The sequence below is a fragment of the Azospirillum isscasi genome, assembly GCF_030849505.1.
In the GTDB taxonomy this organism is placed as follows: Bacteria; Pseudomonadota; Alphaproteobacteria; order Azospirillales; family Azospirillaceae; genus Azospirillum; species Azospirillum isscasi.
In genome coordinates, this window is the sequence record NZ_JAUJFI010000083.1 from 1 (window position 1) to 25,001 (window position 25,001).

The window sequence follows — 25,001 nt, forward strand, 5'->3', positions numbered from 1 at the left end:
CGCGCTGCGCGCCACATAGCCGGCGCAGCGCGACGCCTCCGCCGTGAAGCCCTTGGCGCGCAGCCAGTCGCAATAGGCCAGCCCCGCCGCGCGCTCCGCGTCCGGCCCGCGGAACTCCAGCCAGCCCTTGGGACGGCGGCTCAGCAGGCGGGAGAGGTAGAGCGGGCCGCCGGCCTTGGGGCCGGTGCCCGACAGGCCGTGGCCGCCGAAGGGCTGCACGCCGACCACCGCGCCGATGGTGTTGCGGTTGACGTAGACGTTGCCCGCGCCGATCCGTTCGGTCACCCGTTCGATGGTCGCATCGATGCGGGTGTGCAGCCCGAAGGTGAGGCCGTAGCCGGTGGCGTTGACGGCATCGACCAGCGCGTCCAGATCGTCGCGGCGGAAGCGGACGACGTGCAGGACCGGGCCGAAGACCTCGCGCTCAAGCTCGCCGATGCCGCCGATCTCGATCACGGTCGGGGCGACGAAGGTGCCTTCCGCCGTTTCCGCGGGCAGCGGCAGGGATTCGACCTTGCGGCCCTTGGCGCGCATCGCCTCGATGTGGCCGGCGATGGTGGCGCGGGCCTCCTCGCTGATGACCGGGCCGACATCGACCGCCAGCCGGTCCGGGTTGCCGATGCGCAGCTCCCGCATGGCGCCCTTCAGCATGGCCAGCGTGCGGTCGGCCACATCCTCCTGGAGGCAGAGGATGCGCAGGGCCGAGCAGCGCTGCCCGGCGCTGTCGAAGGCGGAGGCGATCACGTCGCCCACCACCTGCTCGGCCAGGGCGGAGCTGTCCACGATCATGGCGTTCTGGCCGCCGGTCTCGGCGATCAGCGGGATCGGCGCGCCGTCCGGCAGCAGGCGCCCGGCCAACCGGCGCTGGATCAGCCGCGCCACTTCCGTGGAACCGGTGAACATCACGCCGCGCACCGCCTCGTGCCCGACCAGGGCGGCACCGACCTCCCCGGCGCCGGGAAGAAGCTGGAGCGCCCCGGTGGGGATGCCCGCCGCGTGCAGGATGCGCACGGCCTCGGCGGCGATCAGCGGGGTTTCCTCCGCCGGCTTCGCCAGCACCGGGTTGCCGGCGGCCAGCGCCGCGGCGATCTGGCCCGAGAAGATGGCGAGCGGGAAGTTCCACGGGCTGATGCAGACCACCGGTCCCAGCGGACGGTGGGTGGCGTTGTCGAAGCGGTCGCGCACCTGCGCCCCGTAATAGCGCAGGAAGTCGATGGCCTCCCGCACCTCGGCGATGGCGTTGGGCAGCGACTTGCCGGCCTCCCGCACGATCAGGCCGAGCAGGGTCGGCATCCGCTCCTGCATGGCGTCGGCGGCGCGGAACAGGCAAGCAGCGCGCTCCTCCGGCGGGGTGGCGGCCCAGGCGGGCGCCGCCGAGACGGCGTGGCCGAAAGCTTCCGCGACCATCGCCTCGTCCGCCTCGGTCACCGTGCCCACCACGTCGCGGCGGTCGGCGGGGTTGCGCACCGGCTGGGCCTGCCCCGCCCGCTCGCCGTCCGCCAGCAGCGGCACGGCGGTCCAGGCCACCGTGGCGCTGGCCGACAGGGCGGCGGACAGGCTGGCAAGCTCCGTCTCGCTGGACAGGTCGATGCCGGCGGAGTTGGCCCGCTCCGGCGCGTAGAGGTTCTTCGGCAGGGCGATCAGCGCGTGCGGCGCGCCCACCGGGGTGATGGCCCTGGCGACCGCGACGGGATCGGCGATCAGTTCCTCGACCGGCACCGCCGGGTCGGCGATGCGGTTGACGAAGGAGCTGTTGGCGCCGTTTTCCAGCAGGCGGCGCACCAGATAGGCCAGCAGCGTCTCGTGCGTGCCGACCGGCGCGTAGATGCGGCAGGGCCGCTTCAGCGGGCCGACCACCTCCTTGTAGAGCGGCTCGCCCATGCCGTGCAGGCACTGGAACTCGTACTGGCCGATCTGGAAGCCATCGCCGGCCATCTCATAGATGGTGGCGAGCGTCTGGGCGTTGTGGGTGGCGAATTGCGGGAACACCGCGTCCGGAGCGGCCAGCAGCTTGCGCGCGCAGGCGACGTAGGAGACGTCGGTGTAGACCTTGCGGGTGTAGACCGGGAAATCCGGCAGCCCGTCGAGCTGGGCGCGCTTGATCTCGCTGTCCCAATAGGCGCCCTTGACCAGCCGGATCATCAGCCGGTGGCCGCTGCGCCGCGCCAGATCGACCAGGAAGTCGATGACGTAGGGGCAGCGCTTGCCATACGCCTGCACGACGAAGCCGATGCCGTTCCACCCCGCCAGATCCGGGTCGAAGCAGAGCGATTCCATCAGGTCGAGCGACAGCTCCAGCCGGTCGGCCTCCTCGGCGTCGATGTTCAGGCCGATGTCGTAGCCCTTGGCGAGCAGCGCCAGCGCCTTCACGCGCGGCAGCAGCTCGTCCATCACCCGTTCGGCCTGGGCGCGGGAGTAGCGGGGGTGGATGGCCGACAGCTTGATGGAGATGCCCGGCCCCTCGTAGATGCCGCGCCCCGCCGACGCCTTGCCGATGGCGTGGATGGCGTTCTCGTAGTCGGCGTAGTAGCGCGCGGCGTCCTCCGCCGTCAGGGCGGCCTCGCCCAGCATGTCGTAGGAATAGCGGAAGCCCTCGGCCTCCATCGGGCGGGCGTTGGTCAGCGCCTCCTGGATGGTCTGGCCGGTGACGAACTGCTCGCCCATCATGCGCATGGCGAAATCGACGCCGCGGCGGATCAACGGCTCGCCGCCCCGCGCGATCAGCCGCGTCAGGGCGGAGGACAGCGCCTGCTCCCCGCCCGCCGAGGTCAGCTTGCCGGTGATCAGCAGGCCCCAAGTGGCGGCGTTGACGAACATCGAGCCGCCCTTGCCGAGATGCGCCTGCCAGTCGCCTCCGGCGATCTTGTCGCGGATCAGCGCGTCGCGCGTGGCGTGGTCGGGGATGCGCAGCAGCGCCTCCGCCAGACACATCAGCGCCATGCCCTCCTGGCTGGACAGGCTGTATTCGTGGATCAGCCCCTCCACCCCGCGGCCCCGCGGCTTGGCGCGCAGGGCGGTGATCAGCTTGCGGGCGGTGGCCGCCGCGGCGGTGACGGTGCCGGGCGGCAGCGACGCCTGCTCGAACAGGACGGGCAGGCAGTCCGGCTCGGGCCGGCGGTAGGCGGCGGTGATCGCCGCGCGCAGGTCGGTCGCCGGGCGGATGGGCGGGGCGAAGTCCGCGAACGGCCCGGTTCCGCTGGAATGGGCGCCGCCGGAACGGGAGGCGGCGGACGGGGGGGCGGTCCGGGTGTCGATCGGGTTGGTCATGCTGTTCATCGGTGTCGTCCGCTCGAATCCGCAGGCCGGGGGCGAGCCGGTCCCTGATGGTGAAAAGGGAGTGCTTCTCAGGCTTTCGGGCCGGTTCCGCCCAGTTCGGCAGCCCTCTGGGCCGCCGCGCGCAGGGTCGCGTTCAACAGAGTCTGGAGGTGGTCATCGGCCATCAGCTTGGAAAGGCCCGCCGCCGTGGTCCCGCCGGGGGAGGTCACGCCGGCCCGCAGCTCCGCCGCCGGCTGGCCCGTGGCGCCCATCAGCGCCCCGGCCCCCTCGACCGTGGCGCGGGCCAGCCGTTCCGACACGCCGGCGGGCAAACCCACCTCCACACCGGCGCGGGTCAGGCACTCCACGAGGTAGAAGACATAGGCGGGGCCGGAGCCGGACAGCGCCGTGGCGGCGTCCACCAGCGCCTCGTCGGCCAGCCATTCCAGGCTTCCCACGGCGGTCAGCAGGGCGGCGGCGCGCTCCCTCCGGTCCGCCGGGCAGCCGGCCTCGGCCACCGCGACGGTGGCGCCGCGCCCGACCGCCGCCGGCAGGTTCGGCATCGCCCGCACCACGCTGCCCGCCGCGGGGAACAGGCGGCGCAGGTCGGCCAGCGTCTTGCCCGCCATGATCGACAGCACCAGCGTGTGCGGCGTCAGCATCGCCTGCACGCCCGCCGCGGCGCTCTCGACCATCTGCGGCTTGACCGCGACCACGAGGACATCGACCGGAGCGCCGTCCGCCGGATTCAGGCGGACGCCGGTCCGGGCGGCCAGTTCGGCCAGCTCCGGCGACGGCGTGGGGTCGGCCACCGAAACGGCGGAGGCCGGCACGGCCTGCGCCAGCCAGCCGCGCAACATGGCGCCGCCCATGCGTCCCGCGCCGAGAAGAAGGATCGCGCCGCCGCCCGGCGCCGATCCGGAACCGTCCGCAGCCATTGGGCCAATGTCGAGGGTCACGGTGTCTCTCACCCGATCCAATTCGTCTTTGCAGGCCGCAGCGTCCGCTTTGTTTTGCTTGTTCCGCTGCGGCTTCCGCAGACTATCGCGGAGCACGCCGTGTCTCCATTATTGTTTTTGCTCATTAACCGCGATATCAACGGCCAAAGGCGGCATGGAGCGTGAAAATGACGGAGCTTGACCGGACGGACCGGCGCATCCTGGCGATTCTTCAAACGGACGGGCGGATTTCCGCCGTGGATCTGGCGGAGCGGGTCGGCCTGTCCCCCACCTCCGCGGGCGAGCGGATGCGGCGGTTGCTGAAGGACGGTTATGTGACGGGGTTTTCGGCGCGGCTCGATCCGCATCGTCTGGGCTTCGGGCTGATGGTGTTCGTCGAGGTGCTGCTCGACAAGACGACGCCCGACGTGTTCGACCGCTTCTCCCAGGCCATCCGTCACGCGCCGGAGGTTCTGGAGTGCCACATGGTGGCCGGCGGGTTCGATTATCTGGTGAAGACGCGGGTGGCCGACATGGCGGCCTACCGGCGGTTCCTGGGGGATGTGCTGCTCTCGCTGCCCGGCGTCCGGGAGACGCGCACCTATGCGGTGATGGAGGAGGTCAAGAACGACGGCCCCCTCCCCCTTTGATTCACCTTGCGGCGCCCCGTCAGGACAGCCGGACGGGGACCGCCGCGCGGCGGGCCGGAACGACCGTGCGGACGATGGCGTGCAGCGTGGCGATCCCCAGCACCGACAGCGTCGTCAGAAAGCCGGTCAGCAGAAGCCCCAGCACCAGAAAGACCATCATGTCCATTGTCACGCCTCCTTGCAGAACATGGCGGGAGGCTACGCCCGGTCCGGTTCCCGGAGTTTGACCCGGGTCAACGGATGGACTGATTCCGGAAGCGGCCACTTTTTTGTCTTCGGCTTCGCCATCGGCGGCTGAGCATCGGTTCCGCGATACCGCCGCCGCGTCGATCGGCGGCAGCGCTTTTCCTGTTGGTTGCAGTGCGGAAAGACCACGCCACCGGCGCGCGGCGGCCTCACTGTGGCCTGATTGTCACGCATTTGAGATTTATTATCCTAAAATCGTCCCATTTAAGGCCACAACGAAATGGATAGTCTGAAGGGGTAAGCCAAAAGGCGAAAGCATCAACCGAAAGGATGGGGACGCACCGACCGCGTGCCTGCCCCGCCGGCCACCAACCGCGGTGGCATCCCCACAAGGAAGAGAGTGCAGACCATGGACGATCTGGGTATCGACCTTCACCACCAGGATCTGGGCGACCACACCAACTACGCCAGCGACCTCGGCGCCGACACGTTGCACCCGCCGGTCAACGGGACCTCCGTGTCCACCGCCGATCCGTTCGCGGCGCCGGCCTCCCTGCTCCAGGCCCAGGCCCTCCAGACCGCCGTGCAGCCGCTGGCCCTGGCCGATGCCGCCGCGACCGCCGACAACGCCACGAAGATCGTCATCAACGCCGCCGGCAACGTGGCGGGCGGCGTGTCCCCGCACTTCAAGGTGCTGGTGGACGGCAAGGTGATCGGTGAAGGCTCCGCCGGCACCACGGCCAAGGACTTCACCTTCAACGCCAACGTGACCGCGGATCAGGCCCACAAGATCCAGATCCAGTACGACAACGACGGCTTCGTGAACGGGCAGGACCGCAACCTGTTCGTCAACAAGATCACCATCAACGGCCACGCGCTCGACGCCGTCGACCCGTCGGTGACCTACGACAAGGGTGCGCTCGACGGCAAGGACGTGGTGAAGGGCCAGTCCGGCATGTGGTGGAACGGCACGCTGGTCGTCGCCGCGCCGAAGGACTTCTTCCCCGCCGCCACCGCGGAAGCGGTCACCGGCGCCACCAAGATCGTCGTCAACGCCGCCGGCAACGTGGCGGGCGGCGTGTCCCCGCACTTCAAGGTGCTGGTGGACGGCAAGGTGATCGGTGAAGGCTCCGCCGGCACCACGGCCAAGGACTTCACCTTCAACGCCAACATCGCCGCCGGTCAGGCCCACAAGGTCCAGGTCCAGTACGACAACGACGGCGTGGCGAACGGCCAGGACCGCAACCTGATCGTCAACAAGATCACCATCAACGGCAACGCGGTCAACCCGACCGACGCCTCCGTCACCTACGACAAGGGTGCCTTGGACGGCAAGGACGTGGTGAAGGGCCAGTCCGGCATGTGGTGGGACGGCACGCTGGTCGTTTCCGCACCGAAGGAGTTCTTCCCCTCCACCACGACGCCGACCACGCCCACCACCCCCACGACTCCGACCACGCCGACCACCCCCACCACGCCGACGTCTCCGCCCGCCCCGACGAATCCGGGCGGCGGCACCTCGGACTATCCGGCCACCCCGGCCTCGCAGGTCTTCTACATCGACGCGACGCACGGCAACGACAGCAACTCCGGCCATGACCCGAACCAGGCCTGGAAGTCGCTGGCGAAGGTGAACGCGACCAACTTCGCCGCCGGCTCGCTGGTCCTGTTCGAGCGTGGCGAGACCTGGACCGACAGCCTGCTGGTCTCGACCTCCGGCACGTCGGACAAGCCGATCATCTACGGCGCCTACGGCTCCGGCGCCGATCCGATCATCAAGGCCAAGAGCGGCGCCAGCTACGCCGTCAGCCTGAACAACAAGGACAACATCACGTTCGACAACCTGACGATGACGGGTTCGAACGACACCGGCCTGCTGCTGAACGGCGGCGCCAACAACGTCAAGGTCACCAACTCCCAGATCATCGACAACCGCGGTTCGGGCGTGGTGATCAGCGGCACGTCGAACAACCTGCGCATCGATCATTCCACGATCGACGGCAACGGCGGTTACGGCCTCGTCCACTACTCCGCCGACAACGCCAACCAGTACTTCACCAACAACATCATCAGCGACAACGGCTGGCGGACCGACGCCGTCTATTCCGGCTGGAACGGGCGCATCCTGAGCGGCGAGATCGCCGGCAACACGATCTTCAACAACGGCAGCGGCGGCGGCGACGGCCGGTCGCATGGGCTGTACCACGACCACAGCCAAGCCAACAGCACCCTGAAGATCCACGACAACGCGATCTACTCGAACCCGCGCGGCGCCGGCATCCTGGCCAAGTCGAGCACCGAGATCTACAACAACACGATCTACGGCAACTCGAACGTCGGCATCTCCATCGGCCAGAACCAGACCACCAACGTCACCTACAAGATCTACGGCAACGAGATCTTCAACAACAACGGTGGCATCATGGAGCACCTGAAGGGCAGCGGGTCGATCACGCTGAGCCTGTACGACAACACCTTCTACAACAACAACGGCCGCGCGGCGATCAACATCGCCGACAGCATCAAGCAGACGGTGACCAACAACACCATCTCCTCGGCCACCAAGGCCAACCCGACCGCGTAACGACGGGCTGTTCCAACCCTTTGGCAACGACCGCGCCCGGCCCTTTGTGGCCGGGCGCCGGCGTTTCCGGCTTCCGCATGCGGCGCAAAACGGCAATAATCGGAAGCAGAGCACGGTCCGAGGCGCCTCGCCCACCGCTTTTCCTGGTGCGTTGCACAATAAGCCTTGCGGCTGCGGAGTGATGGAGCCCGGAGGCAAGCCGTATTCGCCGGCTTTTCATGGTGCTCAGCCATTATTTCTCCGCCGGGCGCGCGGCATCCCCCGCTTTTTCCCCAATCGACCAAAGTGGCAGGCGGCTTTCCCTTTGGAGCGCCGCGAAGGGGATATTTGTCTTGCACTTTATGTAGGTTTACCAGCCATTCGACCTTTGATAGCGTCGGCGGACCTATTCCGTGCCTATGCATGCATCGGCAACGACGGCCGTGACGGCAACGACGCCGAGGGAGGCTTGTTCCGGGATGCGGACCGGACGAAGCCTTTCATGAAAACCGACACCGAAAAGGACGACACGGGACAAGAACTGCGCCGACAACGACGACAAGGACGGGGCGGCTGGCGCCGAGCAGGCGCCCGACCGACGGCCACAGGGGAAGGAACGCCGGAACCGGTTCCGCGCGCGTGCCGCGGTGCCGGGGGCAGGACGGCGCACGCGCCTCCATCCCCGGGACCGCCGCTTCCGGTCCGCGTCGCCCGGTCCGCGTCGCCATGAAAAAAGGGGTGGAGACCAGGTATGAATCACTTGAGCGGACCGGGGGACGGTCGGGACACTCAATCGATCAGCGTTCTCATGGCCACCTACGCCGGGGAGAAGGCGGACAACCTTCAGGCCGCGCTGGAGAGCGTCTACACCCAGACGCTTCTGCCGCGCGAATGCGTGCTGGTGGTCGATGGGCGGATCGGGGAGGAGCAGGAAAGGGTCATCGCCCGCTATCAGGCGTCGCGCGCCTGCCCGCTGGTGGTGGTGCGGCGGCGCAACCAGGGGGGCTTGGCCCGCGCGCTGAACGACGGGCTGCAATATTGCACGGGCTATCTGGTGGCCCGCATGGACAGCGACGACATCTGCCTGCCCCACCGCTTCGAGACGCAGGCGCGGGCCTTCGCGGAGCAGGGGGGGCTGGACGCCTCGTTCTCCTGGCATGCGGAGTTCGAACAGGACCCCGGCGCCATCACCTGCGTGAAGCGCAGTCCGGCGACCCACGCCGAGATCAGCCAGGGGATGAAATGGCACTGCGTCCTGTCGCACCCCACCATGATGGTGCGGCGGCGGGCGCTGACCGCCATCGGCGGCTACCGCTCCTGCTTCGGGAATCTGGAGGACTACGACCTGTATGTCCGCCTGCTCCAGGCCGGGGCGCGGATGGAGACGGTGCAGGAGGCGCTTCTCCTCTTCCGCACCAGCATGGCCCAGCGCGTCCGCCGCGGCGGGTTGCGCTACGCCGTCAACGAATGGGCCTTCCGGGTCTGGTGCTGGCGGTCGGGTTTCCTGACCAATTCGGAATTCCTGGCGACGGCGTCGCTTCAGATCGGCTTCCGGCTGACGCCGCCGGCCCTGAAGAAGATGCTGTACCGCATGGTCCGCACGCCGACCGAAGCGCAGGTCATGACCCGGATCCACAGCGCCATGATGCGGCCCAAGCGCCTTGCCCCCGATGGGGCGGACGCCCTCTGAACCCTGCCCTCTGACCCTCTGCGGGAGGACATGAATGAGCGTTGCCGACGTGATTTCCGGTGGCGGGTGGGGGCGGCGGCTCCGCTGGATGGACGCGCTGCGCAACCCGCTGGGGACCGCCTGCCATCACGCCTACGGCAGCCCGGTGCTGGCCGTCGTCTACCACGCCGTCTGCGACACGGCGCCGGACCATCTGAAGCACATCTACCGCCCGCGCACGCCCCGGGAGTTCACGGAGGATCTGGATTTCCTCCTGAAGCGCTTCGAGCCGACGGACCTGCCCACGGTCACCGGGGCGGCGATGGGCGGGCCGGAGATCCGCCGCCCGTCGCTTCTGGTCACCTTCGACGACGGCATGCGCGAGGTCGCGGAGGTGGCGATGCCCATCCTGCGCCGCAAGGGCATCCGTCCGGCGCTGTATCTGAACCTGAACTTCCTCGACAACAGGACGCTGTTCTACCGGCACAAGGCCAGCCTTCTGGCGGAGCGGCTGCGCCGGCTGGCGGAGGCCGATCCCCGCCGCGCCGTCTGCGCCGCCACCCTGGCGCGGGCGGGTGCCGCCGCCGCCGATCCCGCCGCGGGCGTCATGGCGGTGAGTTGGGACCAGCGCGCCGTGCTGGACGAGATCGCCGCCGTGCTGGAGTTCGACACGGCGGAGTTCCTGGCTTCCCGGAAGCCCTACCTGACCCGCGGCGAGATCACGGAGTTGATGGCGGAAGGGGTGTCCATCGGCGCCCACGGCTTCGACCATCCCAACCACCGCCTGCTGACGGCGGAGCAGCGGAAGGAGGAGGTCACGGGCAGCGTGGCCGGCATCCGCGCGCTGTTCGGGGCCGGTTGCGGCTCCTTCGCCTTCCCCTATTCGGACGAGGGCCTGCCCGACGCGCTGTTCGGGGAGCTGTATGGCGGCGGTGTCGATGTGACCTTCGGCACGTCCTGGCCGCGGCGCGGCGGTCCGCAGCGGCGAATTCAGCGGATCTGCTTCGAGAACGGCCCGGCGCCCGCCCGGCGGCAACTGGTGAGGCGTCTGTTGCGCGGCGGCGCCGGAAACCTGAAGCGCGCTTTGGCGGGCTGAGAGAACCGCCACATCTGCCGTCCCCACTCCCGAGACGGGAGCGGGGGCGTTTGTTGTTGGCGCGCGTGTCCTGTGCGACGCCAGCGGGCCAATTCCAAAGAGAATGCCGATCCATCCCTTTGGAATGCCCCCATATCGTGCCCTGATCGCTTAAGCGTGATCACTTTTCATTTCCCTTTATTTGGCAGCGAAGTAACACAAAATACCGGGATACGGACACGCTGCGGTTTCAGTAGCCTGTGCTTCCGCTTATCAGGCCCCGCAAGGAGATCGCTATGATCGAGCAAGCCACGCCGGCCAGCCCCGATCTGCTCGGAAGAGTCGCCGACATTCTTCCGGCGGACGCCGCGCCGAAGACGGCGGCCGGCGTCGATCGGCCGATGCTCGATCGGCGCCGGGCGGGCTGGGCCTTGCTGTGCACCGGCTGCGCTCTGGTGGCCTGGGGGTTGGCCTACGCGCTGATCCGCATCGCCGTGTAAGGCACCGCGAGCCGAGACTCATGGATCACCTTCCCCTTCCTCCCCCCGCCATCGAGCGTCCCGCCCAGCAGCCGCTGTTCGCCAGCGCGCGTGGGAGCGCCGACGACGCGCCGGTCTTCTACGTCGATGCCACGGACGGCGACGACCGCCGGTCGGGCCGCGGCCCGAAGGAGGCGTGGAGGTCGCTGGACAAGGTGAACGCGACCAGCTTCGCGCCGGGAACCCGCGTGCTGTTCGAGCGTGGCGAAAGTTGGCGCGGCAGCCTTCTGGTTTCCTCCTCCGGCACGGCGGAGCGGCCCGTCACCTACGGCGCCTATGGCAAGGGCGACGCGCCGGTGATCGACGCGCGGGGCGCCCCGGTCGCGGTCGGTCTGAACGGGCGGACGGGCGTTGCCTTCGACGGGCTGACCATCACCGGCGCCGCGGACACCGGTCTGCTGCTCGGCCCGCGGGCGCGGAACGTCTCGGTGACGAACGTGACCGTCACAGGCAACGGCGGGTCGGGCATCGTCGTTGCCGGGACCTCCGACGGGCTGCGGATCGACGGATCGGCCATCACCGGCAACGGCGCCTATGGGATCGTGCATTACGCCGCGGACAACACCGGTCAGGTCATCACGCGCAACACCATCGCCGACAACGGCTGGCGCAAGGACGGCGGCGTCTATTCCGGCTGGAACGGGCGCATCCTGACCGGCGAGATCGCCCACAACCGGATCCGCAACAACGGCATCAACGGCGGCGAAGGGCGCTCCCACGGCCTCTACCACGACCAGGGGCAGGCCGGCAGCGCGCTGAAGATCCACGACAACGTGATCCACGACAACCCGCGCGGCGCCGGCATCCTGGCGAAGTCGAGCACGGAGATCTACCGCAACGTCATCTACCGCAACGCCGACGCCGGCATCTCGCTCGGCCAGAACCGGGGGATCGACGTGACCTACCGGGTCTACGACAACGAGTTCTACGACAACAACGGCGGCGTCCTGCAGCACCAGAAGGGCAACGGCGCCATCACGCTGGAGCTGCGCGACAACCTCTTCCACCGCAACGGCAAGCGGGCCGCCATCATCATCGCCGACACCATCGGCAAGACCGTCACCGGCAACCGGATCAGCGACGAACCCAAGACAGAATCCGGGACCGGACCCACCGCGATCCAACAGACAGGAGGAACCGTGCGGGAGACATCCGGGATGCGGCCGGAAACCGTGCGCTGACCCCGGCCCCGGTTCGCGGACGAGCCGCGGGCCGGGCGGAGGAACCGCGCGTTCGAAGAAGGGGGGGCATGTGAGCAGCAGCAGCAGCACCGTCGGCCAGTCGATCGCCGACCGGCTGAAGAAAACCGTTTTCCGTTTCGACAGCTCCGACACGGCGGAGTTGCGCGGCTTTCAGCGGAAGATGTTCGGAGACCGGGTCTGGCAGGTGGACGAGTCCTACAACCGCTGGCTCTTCGACGAGGTGCCCGACCGGGACGCGGACGGGCCGCAGGTCTGGGTCTGCAAGCGGCAGGGGCAAATCGTCGGCCAGCAATGCGGGATTCCCTTCCGCCTGAAGGCGCGGGACCGGGAAATCCCGGCTTCCTGGGCCAACAGCCTGATGGTCCTGCCCGAATGGCGGATGCGCGGCGCCTTCACGCCCCTGTCGGAGGCGCAGCTCGACAGCCGCCCGCTGGCCATGGCCATCCACATTTCCGATTCCGCCTACAAGGCCTACACGAAGGCGGGCTGGATCGACATCGGGGCCCTGCCCGCCTACGTCTTTCCCCTGAACACGCGGCGCTGCCTGGAGGCGTCCTCGCTCCGGGGCCGCATGCGGACCATCGGGACGCTCGCCGGTCCGGTGCTGCACGGCGCGCGGGTCGCCGGCCATCTGCTGAGCCGGGCGACCGGCGGACGGTTCGAGGAGATCGGGCGGTTCGACGGACGCGCCGACGCCATCTGGCGCCGCGCCTCCCCCCACTACCCGATGATCGCTCTGCGCGATCTGACGCACCTGCGCTGGCGCTACGACGAGATTCCCTGCGCGTCGGCCTACCGCCGCTTCGTCCTGACGCGCGGGGGGAAGCCGCTGGGTTATGTGGTGCTGCGGCACGAGACCTGGCGGAAGGAGCCCTGCCTCGCCATCGTGGATTACCTGTGCGAACCGAAGTGGCTGTGGGTCCTGCTGAGCCGCACGCTGCGCATCGCGGCACAGGAGCGTGCCACCGCCCTCATCTGCCGGACGCTGAACGCGCGGGCGGAGCGGACCTTCCTCGCCATGGGCATGATGAAGGTGCCCGACCGCGTGGGCTTTCCGGTGCGGGTGATGGCGCATGCCGGGCCGGACGCCGGCATCGACCGGGCGGACTTCGCCGACCGCCGCAACTGGCTGCTGACCATGGGCGACGGCGACGCCAGCTTCCTGATGCACAACACGCTGCCCGAATCCGCCGGTCTGCAACCGGAAGGAGTCGCCATCCAGGGATGACCGGGGTGCGAAGGAGCCGTCCGGCTGCCGACGCGCCGGTCCGGCTCCTTTCGTCTATTCTGCCGGTGGTTACTCAAAAGGGGTTAATAAAGCGACTTTTGGAACGGCCATCCCGAAAGTCTCACAAGAAAGTGATCCCGGTCCACTGACGGTGGTTTGGCCTTTTACGACGTTTACGGCTTCCACTTTTTCTATCACGATTGCTGGGTGTTTAGATAAAGCAGCCTAATGTATTCGGTGAGAGGAAACGCCGATCGATAAGTCCTATGAAAAACAAAAGCCAAGGCCCGATGTCAGAACCGGACCTTGGCTTCGGTTTTGTGTCGGCGCATCTGGCTTCTGCAATACAGCGTGAATAACGGTGAAACCTCTACGAGCAAGAGAGTCGGGAAAGGAGACGTCTTATGTCGAGCAATGAGTTTGCCGACCTGTTGGTGAGCGGGGGTTCGGTCGGCACGTCCGGCATTCCGGAAGCCCTGGCGGCGCTGGAGTCGAGGATCGCGGCGGGCACCGCCAGCGTCGGCGTCATCGGCCTGGGCTATGTCGGCCTGCCTCTGGCGCGGCTGTTCGCGCGGGCCGGTTTCTCGGTGACGGGCTTCGACATCGACCCGGAAAAGGTCGCCAGCCTGAACGGCGGCACCTCCTACATCGGAACGGTCTCGACGGACGAGGTCCGCGGGATGCTCGACGAGGGGCGCTTCACGGCCACGGCGAACTTCCAGACGCTGGCGGACATGGACGCCATCGTCATCTGCGTGCCGACGCCGCTGACCCGCAACCGCGAACCGGACATGAGCTGCATCGAGGTCACCACCCGGCAGATCGCCCAGGTGCTGCGCCCCGGCCAGCTCATCGTCCTGGAATCGACCACCTACCCCGGCACGACGCGCGAGGTGGTGCGCCCGATCCTGGAGAAGACCGGCCTCGTCAGCGGCACGGATTTCCTGCTGGCCTTCTCGCCGGAGCGCGAGGATCCCGGCAACGAGACCTTCACCACCGCCCGCATCCCGAAGATCGTCGGCGGCGAGGACCCCAACGCGCTGCGCATCGCCTGCGCCATGTACGGCCGCGCGCTGGAGCGGGTGATCCCGGTCTCCTCGCTGGAGGCGGCGGAGGCGGTGAAGCTGACCGAGAACATCTTCCGCTGCGTGAACATCGCGCTCGTCAACGAGCTGAAGGTCGTCTACGACGCGATGGGCATCGACGTGTGGGAAGTGATCGAGGGCGCCAAGACGAAGCCCTTCGGCTACATGCCCTTCTACCCCGGCCCCGGCCTGGGCGGCCACTGCATCCCCATCGACCCCTTCTATCTGACCTGGAAGGCCCGCGAGTTCGACGTCGCCACCCGCTTCATCGAGCTGGCCGGCGAGATCAACACCCGCATGCCGCATTACGTGGTGGAGCGGCTGTCCCAGGCCATGGACGTGAAGCTGGGCCGCGCGCTGCGCGGGTCGCGCATCCTCATCCTCGGCGTCGCCTACAAGAAGAACATCGAGGATCTGCGTGAAAGCCCGGCGCTGAAGATCATCGAACTGCTCCAGGACCGCGGCTGCGAGGTGTCCTACTACGACCCGCATGTTCCGCAGCTTCGGGAAACCCGCCGGCTGGCCCGTATGACCGGCACGCAGTCGGTCGATCTGGAAGACATCCGGGAGGGCGCCTTCGACGCGGCGATCCTGTGCACCGATCACGACTCCTTCGACCTGAAGACCCTGCTGGACGGGCTGCCGCTGGTGGTCGACACCCGCAACGCCTTCGGCAAGGCCGGCATCGTGGACGAGAAGATCGTGAAGGGCTGACCGCCGGCCTGGACCCTTACCGACCGATCCTCAGGAGAATGGGATGGCCGCGTACACTCAAGTAGACGGAGCCCTGGGGTCCGAAGCCAGCACGCGGGAGGTCGCGCTGCGCGACCTCCTCCAGGTGCTGCGCCGGCGCCGGAGCACGATCATCGCCAGCGTCCTGTGCTGCACGGCGCTGGCCACCGCCGGTGCCCTGCTCTACGAGCCGCGGTTCACCAGCCAGGCCGTGCTCATCATCGACCCGCGCACGACGGCGGTCACGGACATCGACGCCGTGATCTCCAACCTCCCGCGCGAGGCGGCGGCGATCCGGACCGAAATCGACATGATCACCGCCACCGCCACCGCCGCCAAGGTGGTGGACCGGCTGGGGCTGGTCCACGACCCGGAATTCAACGGCGCCATCGAGCGGCCCTCGGCCATCGACCGGGCCGTCGCCGGCATCAACGACATTCTCGGTTACGACCTGTCGCCGCTGCGCCAGCAGATCACCGGTTACCTGAATTCCGCCGGGATCGGCGTGAAGGAGCCGACGACGCCGGAGAAGGAGCGCGCCGCGGTCATCGCGGAGGTCCGCCGCGGCCTGTCCGCGACCAGCGACGCGCAGTCCTACACCATCGTCGTCTCCTTCAAGGCCAAGGAGTCGGAGAAGGCGGCGCGCATCGCCAACGCCTTCGTGGACGAATACCTGCTCGATCAGTTGAACACCAAGCAGGAGGTCACCCAGCAGGCCAACAAATGGCTGGAGGACCGCATCACCGAGCTGCGCGCCCAGGTCGAGGCGTCGGACAAGGCGGTGCAGGACTACCGCGCGCAGCAGGGCCTCGTGCTCGGCGGGGCCGGCGGCGAGTCCTTCCTGTCGCAGCAGCTGGCCGAGCTGAACCGCGCCCTGGTCGTCGCCCAGACGGAGCGGGGCCGGGCGGAGGCGCGGGCGCAGAACGCCCGGATCGTCGCCCGCAGCCCGACCGAGGGCAACGCCGCGGAGGTACTGGGCTCCCCGCTGATCCAGCGGCTGGGCGAGGAGGAGTCTGGCATCGCGCGGCGGCTGGCCGAATACCGCACCCGCTACGGCGACCAGCACCCGGCGGTGCAGGCCTACGTCACGCAGCTCACCAACCTGCGCCAGAAGATTCGTGAGGAAGCCACGAAGATCATGGCGGTCATCAACAACGAGGTCGAGATCGCCCGCGCCCGCGAGCGCGAGCTTGAGGCCGCGCTGAAGAAGCTGACCGCCGAAACCGCGGGCGAGCTGGGCGCCAACGTCCGCCTGGCCCAGTTGCAGCGCGAGGCCGACGCCAACCGCCGCGTCTACGAAGGTCTGCTCCAGCGTCTCGTCGAGACGCGCGAACAGGGCGACCTCCAGCAGCGCGACGCCCGCGTCGTGTCCAAGGCGGAGCCGCCGCTGGAGCCGTCCACGCCGGGCAAGAAGCTGTTCGTCGGCGGCGGTCTTGCCGTGGGCTTGCTGATCGGCATGTTCCTGGCCTTCCTGCGCGACCACTTGAACAAGACCTTCCGCAACACCCAGCATGTGGAGGAGACCATCGGCGTGCCGGCCATCGGGCTGGTGCCGTCCCTGCCGCAGCACAAGAACGCCAAGCCGGAGGACTACGTCCTCGACCGCCCGCGGTCGGAGTACAGCGAGGCGGTGCGCGCCATCGGCGTGTCGCTCTACGCCCGCGGCGCCCTGAACACCGGCTCCGTGGTGATGGTCACCTCCGCCGTTCCCGGCGAGGGCAAGACCACGGTCTGCCTGACCCTGGCGCGCATGCTGGCGGCGTCGGGCCGGCGGGTGCTGCTGTTGGAATGCGACCTGCGCTGCCCGCGCATCGGCAAGGTGCTGGGCGACAACGCGCCGGGCGACCTGAGCGACCTGATCGTCGGCAAGGCGGAATGGCAGGACGTGGTCCAGGTGGACGGTCGCACCGGCCTGCACTACGTCGTCGGCCGCCCGCATTGCGACCACCCGCAGGAGCTTCTGGGGTCGGAAAAGCTGGCGAGCATCATCAAGTTCGCCTCGCTGGAATACGACTGCGTCATCCTCGACACCCCGCCGATGGCGGTCGTGGCGGACGCGGGCGTGCTGACCCGCTCGGCGACGGAATGCCTGTTCGTGGTGCGCTGGGAGCAGACGCCGCGCGCCGTGGTCCAACGGGCCATCGACCGGCTGACCGAGCTGGGCCGCGACGTGACCAGCGTCGTGCTGAGCCGGGTGGACCTGAAGCGGCTGGCCCGGACCGACGCTTCGGAAGAAGCCTACGGCATGAACGAGGCGCGCCGCTACTACACGCGCTGACCATGACGTGACGGCGGAAATAAAATTTCCTCTCCCCTCCGGGGAGAGGGGCGGGGTGAGGGGGCAGCATGGGCGCCAGCCCATGCCAGGGGATTGCCAAGGGGCAGCCTGCCCCTTGGCGGTGCGCCACAGGCGCACCGGCCTCCTCCCCCTCCCCACCGCTGACGCGGTGGGTCCCCTCCCTCTCCTTGGAGGGGCGAGGGCGTAGAAGGGTTCATCAGGGGAACAGGATGAGTGCAACGCCATTTCCGCGAAACCGAGCCGCTCTGGCGGCGGCGCCCGCAGCGGAAGCGCCGCCCGCCCGGCCACGGACACCGCCGCGTCTGGGCAGCGCCGCCGACCTGACGCCCAGCCTGTTCGATCAGGTGGTGTGCGCCATCGGCCTGATCCTGCTGTGGGACGCGCTGCTGTCGGTCATGATGTCGGCACCCTCGCAACGCTTCATCCTGCGGGCGGGCGGCGCGCCGGAATCCTCCGGCGACACCATCAAGCAGCTCATCTTCGCGGCCCTCTACGCCACGGCTCTGCTGCGGATCGTCATGCTCCACGGCGTCCGGGCCTTCCGCTATCTCAGCATTCCCATGGCCCTCATGGTCGTGCTGGCCATCGCGTCCAGCCAATGGTCGCACGATCCGTCGCTGACCATCCGCCGCAGCGTGGCCCTGGTCGGCACCACGATCTTCGGCCTCTATGTCGGCCTGTCCTACGGCGAGGTCGCTCTGGCCCGGCTGATCCACCGGGCGGTCTTCGTGCTGGCGGTGCTGAGCGCGCTGCTGGCGGTCGGCCTGCCGAGCTACGGCCTGATGCCGGCGGAACAGGGATCGCAGTGGCGCGGCGTCTTTTCCCACAAGAACGGGCTGGGCGACGCCATGGCCTTCGGCCTGACCGCCGGTCTGTTCGTCCTGCGCTCCCGCCCGGTGACCGACACCATGGCGCTGGTCTGGCGGCTGGGAACCTTCGCGATCATGGCGGGCTGCCTCGCCATGTCCGGTTCCGCCACGGCGCTGATCGTCGCCACGGCGGGGATGACGCTGGTGATGCTGGTCACCCACCGCCAGGACGCCGGGTCGCTGGCACTGGAGCTGTACGGCGGCACCATGGTCATCATGCTGGCCGCGATCTTCGCGCTGCTGAATCTGGAGAGCATCGTCGGGCTGCTGGGCCGCGACATCACGCTGACCGGGCGCACGCTGATCTGGGACTTCGCCTTCCGGATGATCGAGCAGCAGCCGGTGCTGGGCTACGGCTTCAGCGCCTTCTGGTCGGGACTGGAGGCGCCGGGCGCTCTGTTCTGGCGCACCTCGGGCCGGTTCGACATCCACGCCCACAACGGCTTCATCCAGACGACGCTGGACGTCGGCCTGCTCGGCCTCGGCCTCTTCCTGGTGGCCTATGCGATCTACCTGTCGCGGATCGCCCGGATCGTCCCGGTGGACCGCAGCGGGGCGGCGCGCTGGCACATCGTCTTCGCCATGATGCTGTTGCTGGGCAACGTCGCGGAAAGCAGCCTGCTGATCCAGAACGGCCTGCTGTGGTTCCTTTTCACCGCCTTCCAGACGCGGCTGGCGAGGACCGTGCACGCCCATGCTTTGACCCCGCGCCCGGCGCCGGGGCGGCGCCCCAAACTGAGGGACGGCATCCCTGTGGCGGAGTCGCGGTCATGATGTCGAGCGGCTTTGCCTTCTTCGCGACCCGGATCGCCGTCGGCATCCTGGGCTTCGCGGCGGTCGCGGTCTTCTCGCGCATCGTCACGCCGGACGCCTACGGCCATTACGCGCTGGTCATGGCGGCGGCGGCGGCGATCAACGCCTGCGGCTTCTCCTGGATGGGCCTGTTCGTCCTGCGCAAGTGCGGCGGCGATGCGGCGGAACGCGATGCGTGGCTGTCCACCGTCGTCACCGCCTTCCTGGTGGTGGCCTGCGGCGTCCTTGCCATTCTGGGCGCCGTGGTGGCCTTCTATCCCGGCATGAACGGCATCGACTATGTGCTGTATCTGCCGGTCATCGCGATCCTGATTTCCTGGTTCGACCTGTCGATCCAGATGTCGCGGGCGCGGCTGAAGGGCTCCGTCTTCGCGGCCAAGTCCTTCGCCAAGGCGCTGTTCGGGCTGGCGCTCGGCTCCGCCTTCGTGCTGATCGGCTGGACGCAGGAGGGGCTTCTGCTGGGCACCAGCCTGGGCTTCCTGCTGGTCACCGCGATCTGGCTGCGCTCCGACCTGAAGGGCATCTCGCTGCGCTGGCCCAAGCGGGAGCGGGTCGGGCTTCTGCTGACCTTCGGCGGTCCGCTGATGCTGAGCCTGATGGTCGGCTGGGCGCTCGATTTCGCGGACCGCTTCCTGATCTACTGGTTCATCGGCGAGGCGGCGGCGGGCGCCTACGCGATGGCTTTCGACCTCGCCAAGCAGCCGATCATGCTGGTGGCGTCGGCGGCGTCGCTGGTCACGCTGCCGATGGCGTCGCGCGCCTACGACGGCGCCGGCCCGCGGGCGGCCCGCCCGATCATGGCGCAGAACCTGACCATCCTGCTGCTGGTCTGCCTGCCCCTGGTGCTGATGGAGGTGATTTCCGCCCGCGGCATCGTCGGGCTTCTGCTGGGCGAAGCGTACCGGGAGACCGGGGCGGCGATCATGCCCATCGTTGCCCTGTCGGTCTTCATCAGCATCCTGCGCATCTACCACTTCGACCTGTCGCTGCACCTGACCAAGAAGACCGGCTACATCCTGCTGCTGACCATGCTGACGGCGGTGCTGAACATCGGCGCCAATCTGTTCCTGATCCCGCGCTTCGGGGTGATCGGGGCGGCCTACGGCTCGTTGGCGGCGCAGCTCGGCTGGGTGGTGGCCGCGCTCATCCTGATGCCGCGGGCCGGCGTCCTGGCGGTGCCGGTGAAGGATCTTCTGAAGGTGACCGCCGCCGCCCTGCTGTTCGCCGCCGGGCTGGAGATCGCGGCGCGGGAAAGCGACCTGCTGCTCGTCCAGCTCGCCCCGGCGGGCAGCCTTTATCTGCTGGCCCTGGCCCTGCTCAACCCCGCCAACCTGATGGGACAGGTGCGGGGTGGGCTGGCCCGGCTGAAACGCACACGGTCCCGGCATGAGCAACTTGAACAGGCGTGAGGAAGGAACAGGCACCATGTCGAAAAAGCTGGTGGTTTGCGTGTGCACCTACCGCAGGCCGAAGGATCTCGAACGCACGTTGCTGTCGCTGGAGGGGCTGACCTTCAACCCGGACGCCCCGCTGGATGTCGAGGTGCTGGTGGTGGACAACGACCCGGCGCGCTCCGCCGAGCCTCTGTGCCGGACCATGGCGGAGGGCTGGCGCTTTCCCGTCCGTTACGCGGCGGAGCCGGTGCCGGGCATTCCCGCCGCCCGCAACCGCTGCCTGGACGAGACGGCGGACGCCGACCTGATCGCCTTCATCGACGATGACGAGGTGGCGAGCCCCGGCTGGCTGGACTGGCTGGTCACCGCCATGGAGCGCACCGGCGCCGCCGTGGTCGCCGGGCCGGTCCTGCCGATCTACGAGAAACGCCCGCCGGACTGGCTGACCAAGGGCCGCTTCCACGACCTGCAGCGCATGCCCACGGGCAGCGAGCCGGCCTATTGCGCCACCGGCAACGTGCTGTTCCGCCGCTCCATCCTGAAGGGCGGCGTGCGCTTCGACCCGGAGCTGAGCCTGTCCGGCGGCAGCGACGTGCTGTTCTTCGAGCAGATCCGGCGCCAGGGCCACCGCATCGTCTGGTGCGACGAGGCCACCATCGAGGAGCATGTGCCGGCCAGCCGCATGACCGCGCGCTGGGTGCTGCGCCGGGCCTTCCGCCTGGGCACCTGCGTGTCGCTGACCGAGGCCAAGCTGAACGGCCAGCGCCGCACGCTGGTGAAGCGCTCCACGCTGGGCCTCGCGCACATCGCCTTGAACCTTGCCGCCCTGCCGCTGGTGCCCATGGCGATGGTGTTCGACGCGAGCTGGCCGATCCGCCGGCTTCAGAAGATCTGCGTGGGCAGCGGCTATCTCTACGGCCTGATGGGCTTCCAATATCTGGAGTACAAGCGATGAAGGACGTTGAGGCGAAAGATGCGGGGGCGAAGGGCGGGGCGGCCGAAGCTGCGCCCGTCACCGTCAGCGCGGTCATCCCGACGCGCAACCGCCCGCATCTGGTCCTGAACGCCGTGGAGAGCGTGCGCGCCCAGACCGTCACGGATCTGGAGATCGTCGTCGTCGTGGACGGGCCGGACCCCGCCACCGTCACCGCCCTGGAGGCGGTGGAGGACCGCCGGCTGCGCATCGTGCAGAACCCGCGCTCGCTCGGCCCCGCGGGGGCGCGCAACGCCGGGGTGCAGGCGGCGCTGGGCGAATGGATCGCCTTTCTGGACGACGACGATTCCTGGGCGCCGGAGAAGCTGGAACGGCAGCTCGCCGCGGCCAAGGCGTCCGGGGCCAAGCTGCCCGTGGTGTCGTGCAGCACCAGCGTCAGCATCGGGGAGCGCCGCTACGTCTGGCCGCAGCGCCGTCCGGAGCCGGGCGAGCCGATCAGCGATTACCTGATCGACCGCCGCAGCCCGCTGTCCCGTCCCGGCTATCTCGCCACCCCGACGATCATGGTGCCGCGGGCTCTGGCTCTGGCCGTGCCGATGCCGGACTACCGCCATTTCGAGGATTGGGGCTGGCTGTTCCGCGCGCTGGACCAGCCGGGGGCGGAGCTGGTCTTCGTGGACGAGCCGCTGTGCTTCGTGGAGATCGACGAGGGGCGCGCCTCGCTGCATTCGGTGGACGACTGGCGTCAGGCGTTCGAATGGGCGCGCACGCACCGTCCGCTGATGACCGGCAACGCCTACGCCGCCTTCCTGATGACCAAGGTGGTCGGCATGGCCCGCCGCGAAGGCGACTGGAACGCGGTTCGCCGCCTGCTGGCCGAGGCGACGCGGGCGGGCGATCCGAAGATGCGGCATTACCTGATGTTCTTCGGGACCTGCGTGGTGCCGCCGTCCTTCCACCGCCGCGTGCGTGCGGCGACCCATTCGGACGCGGCGACGGCGTGAGGCACAGGCGTCGCGGAGTATGGCCCCCTCCTTAACCCTCCTCTGCAAAGCGGGGGAGGGCCGGGGAGGGGGCTATGCGTACCCCCTCCCCTTCTCACATCACCGCCGCCAGCAACAGCGGCAGCGTCAGGAACGACAGCGCCGTCGATCCCAGCACCATCCCCGCCACTTCCTGCGGGGCGTTGTTGTAGCGCAGCGCCCAGAGATAGTTGAACACCGCCACCGGCATGGTGCTTTCCAGCAGGACGACGCCGCGGATCGTGCCCTCCAGGTCCAGAATCTCGACCATCGCCCACCCTGCGGCGAAACCGAGCAGCAGGCGCAGCGCCGACATCGCCAGCGACCGGACCATCCCCTCCATCCGCAGCCCCGCCAGCGCCACCCCCAGCGAGAACAGCATCAGCGGCACCGCACAGTTGCCGAGCAGCGTCGTGGTGTTGGTCACCCATTGCGGCGGCTGGAAGCCGGTCGTCAGGACCAGCACGGCCAGCGCCACCGCGTAGATCACCGGCGTGCGCAGCACCTGCTTCACATCGGTGCGCCCCGCCGCCAGGGCCGGGCCGATGGTGAATTGCAGGACGGCCAGCGTCGCGAAGAACAGCACCGCCAGCCCCAGCCCGGTTTCCCCGAAGGCGAACAGGCAGACGGGAATGCCCATGTTGCCGCCGTTCGGGAAGCTGAGCGCCGGCAGATAGACGCGCAGCGGCAACCGGCTGGCCAGCAGGATCGGCGTGGCCAGCAGACCGGCCAGCGCCATGCTGCCGATGGAGGCCGCCGCCATGATCAGCAGGTCGTCCCCGCCCAGCGACAGCCGCGCCAGCGAGGAGAAGACCAGGCAGGGGGTGGAGACGTTGATCGCGAAGGTCGTGATGAAGGCGCTGTCGTAGGGCAGCTTGGCGCGGCTCCAGCCGAAGCCGAGTGCCGCGATCAGGAACACCGGCACGACGACCGCGGCGATGCCGGACAGGGGGGCGAGCAGGTCCATGGTCAGCGCGCGGCCTGCCTGGAGCGTTCGCGGGCGGCCCGGAACCAGTCCAGCCCGTCCTCCGTCCGGGCGCGGGGCCGGTACTCGCAGCCGATGAAGCCGCGGTAGCCGGTCCCGGCCAGAACCTCGAACAGATAGGGATAGTGGACCTCGCCGCGGTCGGGCTCGTTGCGGTCGGGCACGCCGGCAATCTGGACATGGGCCGTGAGGTCGGCGTTGGCCCGGATGCGGGTGGCGAGGTCGCCCTCGCTGATCTGGCAATGGTAGAGGTCGAGCTGGAGCTTCAGGTTCGGCGCCCCCACCGCCCCGATCACCCGGCGGGCCAGCGCGGTGCCGTTCATCAGATAGCCGGGCATGTCGCGGTTGTTGATCGGTTCCACCAGCAGCGTCAACCCGGCCTCCGCGCAGGCCGCCGCGGCGTGGCGGAGGTTGTCCGTGTAGAGCGCCAGCGCCGCCTCGCGTTCCACACCGTCCGGCAGCCCGTCCGGGGGGATGCCGGACATGCAGTGCAGCAGCCGGTTGCCGAGCACCTTCGCGTAGGCGATGGCCGCCGCCACGCCCTCGCGGAACTCCGCCTCGCGGCCCGGCAGGCAAGCGATGCCCCGCTCCCCCGCCGTCCAGTCGCCGGGCGGCAGGTTGAACAGCGCCTGGGTCAGCCCGTGGGCATCCAGCGCCGCCTTGATCCGCTCCGCCGGAACCTCGTAGGGGAACAGGAACTCCACCGCGTCGAAGCCCGCCGCCGCGGCCGCGGCGAAGCGCTCCAGGAAGGGCCGTTCGGTGAACATCATGGACAGGTTGGCGGCGAACCTCATGGCGTCCGCCCCGTGGACTTTCTGAACATGGCTTCCTCCCGCTCCGTCTGGGCCGCCTCGGCGATTTCGCGGCGGCTGGTTGTTCCGACAATGCAGCAGGCGAACCGTCCGGACAATCGCCGGCCTATGCCGCACGCGCTTGTCAGGGTACCGCCCATACAGGTTGCGGAGCATCGCGGGGGACACGCACAGTGCACGGCCCCTGCCCTACCCTTCGCAGAAGCCGGAACCGCCAGACGATGACGCGACTCGCCTCCACCGCCCTGACTCTTCTCCTGGCCGCCGTGGGTGGCGGACTGTTCGCGGTCGCGGGGCTGCCCGCGGCGTGGCTGATGGGGGCGATGACCGCGGTGGCCGGCGGGGCGCTGGGCGGGCTGACGCTGCGCCTGCCCTCCCCTCTCGGCAGCGCCGCCTTCGTCCTGCTGGGCATTTCCATGGGCGCCGGGGTGACGCCGGACACGCTGCGCCAGATGGCCTCCTGGCCGCTCAGCATGGCGCTGCTCGCCGGGTCGGTGGCGGCCTGCATGGTCGCCTGCTCGGCGTGGCTGGAGCGGGTGCACCGCTGGGACCCGGCGACCGCGCGCTACGCCGCCGTTCCCGGCGCGCTGGGCGCCGTTCTCGTGTTGGCGGCGGAAAGCCGGGCCGACCTGCCGCGCGTCGCGTTGGCGCAGAGCCTGCGGCTGTTCACCCTGGTCGCCGCCATGCCCTGGCTGCTGGAGCTGGTGTCGTCCGCGCCCGGCCTGCCGCCCCGCCCTGCCCCGTCCGACCC

Annotated in this window: 19 protein-coding genes; 14 read left to right on the forward strand and 5 right to left on the reverse strand. The window is 69.0% G+C overall.

Annotated elements, in window-relative coordinates; all coding sequences use genetic code 11:
- Together putA and proC are read right to left on the reverse strand one after the other, a co-directional pair.
- Nucleotides 1-3,276, reverse strand: a 3,276-nt coding sequence (gene putA, locus QSG27_RS16745; protein WP_306708053.1) for a trifunctional transcriptional regulator/proline dehydrogenase/L-glutamate gamma-semialdehyde dehydrogenase, incomplete at its 3' end; no start/stop codon positions are given.
- A gap of 68 nt (nucleotides 3,277-3,344) precedes the next feature.
- Entirely contained in the window at nucleotides 3,345-4,214 is an 870-nt protein-coding gene (gene proC / locus QSG27_RS16750) for a pyrroline-5-carboxylate reductase (RefSeq protein ID WP_306708055.1), read from the reverse strand.
- A gap of 167 nt (nucleotides 4,215-4,381) precedes the next feature.
- Between proC and QSG27_RS16755 the strand changes: the two genes are divergently transcribed.
- Entirely contained in the window at nucleotides 4,382-4,843 is a 462-nt protein-coding gene (locus QSG27_RS16755; RefSeq protein WP_306708057.1) for an Lrp/AsnC ligand binding domain-containing protein, read from the forward strand.
- 19 nt (nucleotides 4,844-4,862) lie between these two features.
- Here QSG27_RS16755 and QSG27_RS16760 read toward each other — a convergent pair whose 3' ends face one another.
- Nucleotides 4,863-5,009, reverse strand: coding sequence for a hypothetical protein (locus QSG27_RS16760; RefSeq protein ID WP_306708059.1), 147 nt, complete (start codon nucleotides 5,007-5,009; stop codon nucleotides 4,863-4,865).
- Between the two features lie 429 nt (nucleotides 5,010-5,438).
- On the opposite strand from QSG27_RS16760, the gene QSG27_RS16765 reads away from it, so the two are divergent.
- From QSG27_RS16765 to QSG27_RS16820, 12 genes are all read left to right on the forward strand, one after another.
- Entirely contained in the window at nucleotides 5,439-7,613 is a 2,175-nt protein-coding gene (locus QSG27_RS16765; protein ID WP_306708061.1) for a carbohydrate-binding domain-containing protein, read from the forward strand.
- Between the two features lie 787 nt (nucleotides 7,614-8,400).
- Nucleotides 8,401-9,282 (forward strand): glycosyltransferase, encoded by an 882-nt coding sequence (locus tag QSG27_RS16770; RefSeq protein ID WP_306708063.1) that lies wholly within the window; start codon nucleotides 8,401-8,403, stop codon nucleotides 9,280-9,282.
- A 34-nt stretch (nucleotides 9,283-9,316) separates the two neighbouring features.
- Complete coding sequence (locus tag QSG27_RS16775; protein ID WP_306708065.1) at nucleotides 9,317-10,357, forward strand: polysaccharide deacetylase family protein; 1,041 nt, start codon at nucleotides 9,317-9,319, stop codon at nucleotides 10,355-10,357.
- A gap of 275 nt (nucleotides 10,358-10,632) precedes the next feature.
- On the forward strand, nucleotides 10,633-10,836 hold the full coding sequence (locus tag QSG27_RS16780; RefSeq protein ID WP_306708067.1) for a hypothetical protein: 204 nt from the start codon (nucleotides 10,633-10,635) through the stop codon (nucleotides 10,834-10,836).
- A gap of 20 nt (nucleotides 10,837-10,856) precedes the next feature.
- Complete coding sequence (locus QSG27_RS16785) at nucleotides 10,857-12,056, forward strand: right-handed parallel beta-helix repeat-containing protein (RefSeq protein ID WP_306708069.1); 1,200 nt, start codon at nucleotides 10,857-10,859, stop codon at nucleotides 12,054-12,056.
- 70 nt (nucleotides 12,057-12,126) lie between these two features.
- Nucleotides 12,127-13,305 (forward strand): GNAT family N-acetyltransferase, encoded by a 1,179-nt coding sequence (locus tag QSG27_RS16790; protein ID WP_306708071.1) that lies wholly within the window; start codon nucleotides 12,127-12,129, stop codon nucleotides 13,303-13,305.
- A 404-nt stretch (nucleotides 13,306-13,709) separates the two neighbouring features.
- Nucleotides 13,710-15,104 carry a nucleotide sugar dehydrogenase gene (locus tag QSG27_RS16795; protein WP_306708073.1) on the forward strand — a complete coding sequence of 465 codons (1,395 nt, stop codon included), beginning with the start codon at nucleotides 13,710-13,712 and terminating at the stop codon, nucleotides 15,102-15,104.
- A 43-nt stretch (nucleotides 15,105-15,147) separates the two neighbouring features.
- Nucleotides 15,148-17,400, forward strand: a complete 2,253-nt coding sequence (locus QSG27_RS16800; protein ID WP_306708074.1) for a GumC family protein — start codon at nucleotides 15,148-15,150, stop codon at nucleotides 17,398-17,400.
- Nucleotides 17,401-17,630: 230 nt separating this feature from the next.
- Nucleotides 17,631-19,064 carry an O-antigen ligase family protein gene (locus tag QSG27_RS16805; protein WP_306708076.1) on the forward strand — a complete coding sequence of 478 codons (1,434 nt, stop codon included), beginning with the start codon at nucleotides 17,631-17,633 and terminating at the stop codon, nucleotides 19,062-19,064.
- A complete protein-coding gene (locus QSG27_RS16810; RefSeq protein WP_306708078.1) occupies nucleotides 19,061-20,512 on the forward strand; it encodes a lipopolysaccharide biosynthesis protein in 1,452 nt (483 codons plus the stop codon). Before QSG27_RS16805 ends, QSG27_RS16810 begins: the two co-directional genes overlap by 4 nt.
- Nucleotides 20,513-20,528: 16 nt before the next feature.
- Nucleotides 20,529-21,452 (forward strand): glycosyltransferase family 2 protein, encoded by a 924-nt coding sequence (locus QSG27_RS16815; protein ID WP_306708080.1) that lies wholly within the window; start codon nucleotides 20,529-20,531, stop codon nucleotides 21,450-21,452.
- Nucleotides 21,449-22,435: a glycosyltransferase family 2 protein gene (locus tag QSG27_RS16820; RefSeq protein WP_306708082.1), complete on the forward strand. Its 987-nt coding sequence runs from the start codon at nucleotides 21,449-21,451 to the stop codon at nucleotides 22,433-22,435. The genes QSG27_RS16815 and QSG27_RS16820 overlap by 4 nt, the downstream gene beginning before the upstream one ends.
- Before the next feature lie 94 nt (nucleotides 22,436-22,529).
- On the opposite strand, the gene QSG27_RS16825 is transcribed toward QSG27_RS16820, so the two are convergent.
- The gene (locus tag QSG27_RS16825; RefSeq protein ID WP_306708084.1) at nucleotides 22,530-23,420 is read right to left on the reverse strand and encodes an AEC family transporter; all 891 of its coding nucleotides are present in this window, start codon (nucleotides 23,418-23,420) and stop codon (nucleotides 22,530-22,532) included.
- Between the two features lie 2 nt (nucleotides 23,421-23,422).
- Nucleotides 23,423-24,232, reverse strand: coding sequence for a 2-oxo-tetronate isomerase (gene otnI / locus QSG27_RS16830; RefSeq protein ID WP_306708086.1), 810 nt, complete (start codon nucleotides 24,230-24,232; stop codon nucleotides 23,423-23,425).
- 239 nt (nucleotides 24,233-24,471) lie between these two features.
- Between otnI and QSG27_RS16835 the strand changes: the two genes are divergently transcribed.
- A partial coding sequence (locus QSG27_RS16835) for an AbrB family transcriptional regulator (protein ID WP_306708088.1) occupies nucleotides 24,472-25,001 on the forward strand: 530 nt, incomplete at its 3' end.